We start from the raw sequence: 4,308 nt of genomic DNA, 5'->3' as shown, positions 1-4,308 counted from the left end.
GAGGCCCGAAGGTCCCCCACTTTCATCCGTAGATCGTATGCGGTATTAGCGTAACTTTCGCTACGTTATCCCCCACTTCTGGGTACGTTCCGATATATTACTCACCCGTTCGCCACTCGCCACCAGACCGAAGCCCGTGCTGCCGTTCGACTTGCATGTGTAAAGCATGCCGCCAGCGTTCAATCTGAGCCAGGATCAAACTCTTCAGTTCAATCTCTGTTTGTTGGCATTGCTGCCATCCGTATTGCTACGGAGTCGCTCACTCAAAATACTGACCGTTACTCATTGCTGAGCAACGTATTTCTTTTTTGTGAACATTTGATAATTTAAGTATGCAGCTGACCTAAGTCAGCCGGCACCTTCATCAAACGCCCACACTTATCGACTGTTGATTGTTAAAGATCGGTGTCTTGCACCTTGCTGTATCCAACGAAGCGTTGTGTTCGTCAGCAGCAGAGAAGTGAGATTATGCAGTGTTTCGCGTTTCTCGTCAACTCCCTCTTTTCCTTCGCTTCGCTGCTTTGACAGCTGCGCCGGCGCTGGAGGAACGAGACTATAGCAAAGCCGTCGCGGGTCGGCAAGAGGCGGTGTTGGCCTTCGAACGAAAAACAGGCGTCACGCGTGGTTCATCGATACACGCGCCCCTTATGGAACACCTGCACGACCGTATAGGGTTCGCAGTGCTGCATGGTTCCCGGCGGCGCTGGGCACGCCGGTTGTGCACGCGCCTCGATCGCACTGCCAGCGGCCTGCTCATGGCCTTGCCCGTAGGTCATCCTTTGGCCAACGGTCGATGCCGTATCTGGACGGCTTATGTGAGATGTCGAACAGATGAGTTTTCTTGCATCCGGATAATACGCCGGGCGACGTCAATCGAATTCGATTGAACCGTGCATTGGCACGATGGTCGAAGCGCGTCAGTTGCATGACGCAGCGGGAATGTCGAACTGGGCTGCACTCACTTACCCGAAGTTCCGATATCGGGGGGAGCGCATACGGTGGTGAGTGTTGGCCCAGCCGTGCAAAGTACCGGTGACTTCGGCTTATATAGGGTTCGGCAAGCATGTTTGCTCGCCATCTGCCAAGTCGCGGTGTCGCACAGCTGGGAACCTTGACTGGGGAACTGGTCAGGCAGAAAGCCTCGGTGAGCAACCGGGGCTTTTTTTTGGTTCTTCACGGATTCCCGGGAAACGCAGCTTTGATCTTGAGGAAGAAGAAGCTGCTGTCCCGGTAACCGTAAGCCATCCTCTTCATTACCTTGATGCAGTTGTTGATGCCTTCGAGCTGGCCGGTATGCATCGGCCAGCGTAATCGCGAGGCGATGCCCCGCCAGTAAGGCTGGAGTTTGTTGGCGAACTTGCGCAGCGGCTCGATACCGCTCTCGCGTGCCATCTTCAGCCAGTTTCTCCAAGCCCTGAGCTATTGCCATGCGCCTGACGGCTGCCAGAGTTCCTTCAACGCAGCCTTCATTATGTACACCGTCATCAGGGCCTGGTTAGCAGAGAGCAGCTCGTCCAGTCTGCCTTGCGGGGCAAGCGGAACGTTCTCCCGGTTACGCAGCAGAAGCCAGCGTGCGTGCTTGACCACCTGACGCTGAGGTCGGTCCTGGCGCAAGCGGTTCGCTTCGTCGACCCGGACACGGTCGATGACTTCGCGGCCGTACTTAGCGATCACGTGAAACAGGTCGTAGACCACCCGTGCCTGCGGGCAGTGCTGTCGCACTTCCAGGTCAAAGGCCGTGTTCATGTCCATTGCCACCGCTTCGATCCGCGCGCAGCGCACGAGGCCGAGCCACTCGAAGAAAGGACGGAGCGCTTCGCGGCTGCGGCCTTCGCCAACCCACAACACCTGCTTGCTGTCGGCGTCGAGCACGACGGTGGCGTATCGGTGACCCTTGAACAGCGCAAATTCGTCCATCACGAGACGCGTGGGTTGCGCCTCAGGCAGCGGTGCCAGCTTGCGTTGCAGCACTTGGTGGTGGATGTGGCGCACCGTGCTCCAGTGAAGGCCGGTGAGCTGGCAGACATGGGAAATTGGCATGCGTTCGCTCCACAGTGCGACAAAGGCGGCCAGGCGCCGCGTTACTCGCGAGTGGGAGTCCAGCCAGCTGACGCGTTGGCTGGCTGTGCGTCCACAGCCATCACATCGGAGCCGGTAGACCGCTATCGACAACATCAGCGACCGCCCGACGATAGGTAAATCGTGCACAGTGCGCCAACAGACGTCATGCACCTTGGGAGCTGCGCTTGAACAGTGGCCGCAGATGCGCGGCGCCGATGGACAAGGTTCCAGGCGGATTGACACCGATTGACCCTGCTCGGTGAACGAAGTGACGGCAAAGCCTTCCCAGACGGGAGCGGGACACTATGATCTGACATGAGAGCGGTGGGTTGAGTAATGGGTTTGGTCGCACAAACACAATAACTCTTCCTTACTGCTCTCTTGCGTTTAAAGCAGGTTCATCCCGGAAATCCGCGATGAACCTTTTTTTGCCCTCGGGCGCTCAGCGCTCCGGCTCTGCCGGTTTTGGGACGGCCGGTTCGGGCACAGCACTCATAGGTCCGGATGTCGCGCCGCGGTGCTTGTCGAGGAAATCCAGCAGCGTTTCGTAGTAGATAACCCGGCTGCTGATGTAATGCAATCCATGCCCTTCCCGCTCGAAAGTTTTCCAGGCGACTTCCTTCTTGTTGCGCTCGAGCGCGTCCCGCATCTTCTTGCCGTGCGAGATCGGCACGCGCTTGTCTTCTTCGCCATGCATCAGCAGCACCGGCGCAGTGATCTTCGCGGCATGCAAAAAGGGGCGAGACGGGATCGAACAGCTCAGCGCTCCTTGCCGGGTTGCCGATCGGGTTCATCATCATCTGGCGACTGACCTTGTCGAAAGACGTGTCGGACCAGTCGGAATACATGCGGGAGATGTCGGTGACGCCGGCGAAACTCCACGCCGCACCGGTATAGCGCGGGCGTCTTCATAGCCCCACAGCGCCGCATGGGCACCGCAACTGGCGCCGACGATACATAGGCGTGCCGGAGGAGCCCCGGAACTGTGGCTGAAACACCAGGTAGCCGCGCTCCGCCAGCAACTGAACCTCTTCGTTGAATGCCCATTTGTCACGCGCGCTCGGCCCGCCGTGAATCAGGACAACCGTCGGGGCAGGTCCCGGTGCGCTTGTCCGGCCGCGCAAGGTGGGCCGGAATCCGCAAGCTATCGGGCGCAAGATAGCTTGAGATCTCTACCGGTCGGAGTTTGGCAGGTCCGGCGCGTGATTGACCTTGCCGGTCGTGGTCATTTTCTTGCCGGGGTAATCGAACAGGTACAAGGTGCCCGGGCGACGTCGGCCCAGGATCTGATCAGTACCCGTTTTTCCGGCTTCCCGGACAGGATATTGATACGCTTCGGCAGCACCATGTCGACTTGCAACTGCATCTGCTGCCAGGCGCGCGAGAACCAGATCTGCGCTGACCGCATGCCGGCAGTCGCCGGCATGCTCCCTCGCCTCCTGGTCGATTGCTTTCGGGGATAGGATGTCCTGAGTCGGGTGGCCCACCAGCATTTCACCCTGGCGCTTTTCCCTGACGTGGTAGTTGAACAATGCAGTGGTATCCCTGCCGACACGCGAAGCGATGACGACCGGATCGGGTTCGTCGGGCGCGTACGGCGGCACCCATAAGTCGTCGGTCACCCTGAACTCGGCCAGTTTCGTCCATTCTCCCCGGCGGCAGGCTTGTACCAGTTGGAGACGGTCGATACATCCTTGAAGAGCCGCGAATCGACGAGCGTGACTGCACGCAGTTCGCCCTTGCTATCGAACGCCCATTTGATCGCCTTACCCGCGGGCTGACTGAAATGCTTGCACTTGCCTCGTCGTAGGTCGCAAAGTGCGAAATCGCTGAACCAGCCACTGTCGTGGACCAGCACATGCCCGCTGTTCCGCCTGGATTCGAGCACCCCGATCATCCGCTCGCCGAACGAGGCGACCCGCGTCCCTGACAAGTTTATCGATTCAACCTGCAAACCGTAATCGACGATCAAATGATCGTTCCCGGACCACCGTACCTCGCACGGCGCCCGGTGATAGACGTAGCGCAGACGCTGAAAAGCCCGCCAGGCGCATTTGCGATGCGGGTGCAGGCAGCGGTTTTGTCCGCGCAAAGCAAAAAACCCCACCAGGATCACCTGGTGGGGTTTTTCATATAACTAGCCTGACGATAACCTACTTTCACACTGGTTGCAGCACTATCATCGGCGCAAAGTCGTTTCACGGTCCTGTTCGGGATGGGAAGGGGTGGGACCGACTTGCTATGGTC

General features: G+C 58.7%; 3 protein-coding genes, 2 rRNA genes and 1 pseudogene. All 6 read right to left on the bottom strand.

The features are described 5' to 3' along the window. Positions 1-211: ribosomal RNA gene (locus ACFFJK_RS22445) — 16S ribosomal RNA — on the bottom strand; the annotation flags it as partial. Positions 212-1,173: 962 nt separating this feature from the next. Next, positions 1,174-2,358 (bottom strand): annotated as a pseudogene (locus tag ACFFJK_RS22440) (ISL3 family transposase); the annotation flags it as partial. A gap of 145 nt (positions 2,359-2,503) precedes the next feature. Next, entirely contained in the window at positions 2,504-2,824 is a 321-nt protein-coding gene (locus tag ACFFJK_RS22435) for an alpha/beta hydrolase family protein (RefSeq protein ID WP_379681878.1), read from the bottom strand. Positions 2,825-3,233: 409 nt separating this feature from the next. Next, entirely contained in the window at positions 3,234-3,683 is a 450-nt protein-coding gene (locus tag ACFFJK_RS22430) for a hypothetical protein (protein ID WP_379681877.1), read from the bottom strand. After that, positions 3,680-4,033: a hypothetical protein gene (locus tag ACFFJK_RS22425; RefSeq protein WP_379681876.1), complete on the bottom strand. Its 354-nt coding sequence runs from the start codon at positions 4,031-4,033 to the stop codon at positions 3,680-3,682. Before ACFFJK_RS22425 ends, ACFFJK_RS22430 begins: the two co-directional genes overlap by 4 nt. A 168-nt stretch (positions 4,034-4,201) precedes the next feature. Continuing rightward, positions 4,202-4,308 (bottom strand): 5S ribosomal RNA (gene rrf / locus ACFFJK_RS22420); the annotation flags it as partial.

This window comes from Massilia consociata (genome assembly GCF_042432755.1).
In the GTDB taxonomy this organism is placed as follows: Bacteria; Pseudomonadota; Gammaproteobacteria; order Burkholderiales; family Burkholderiaceae_D; genus Telluria; species Telluria consociata.
Note: the sequence above shows the minus strand (reverse complement) of the source record. Positions and strands in the feature narration are given on the sequence as shown.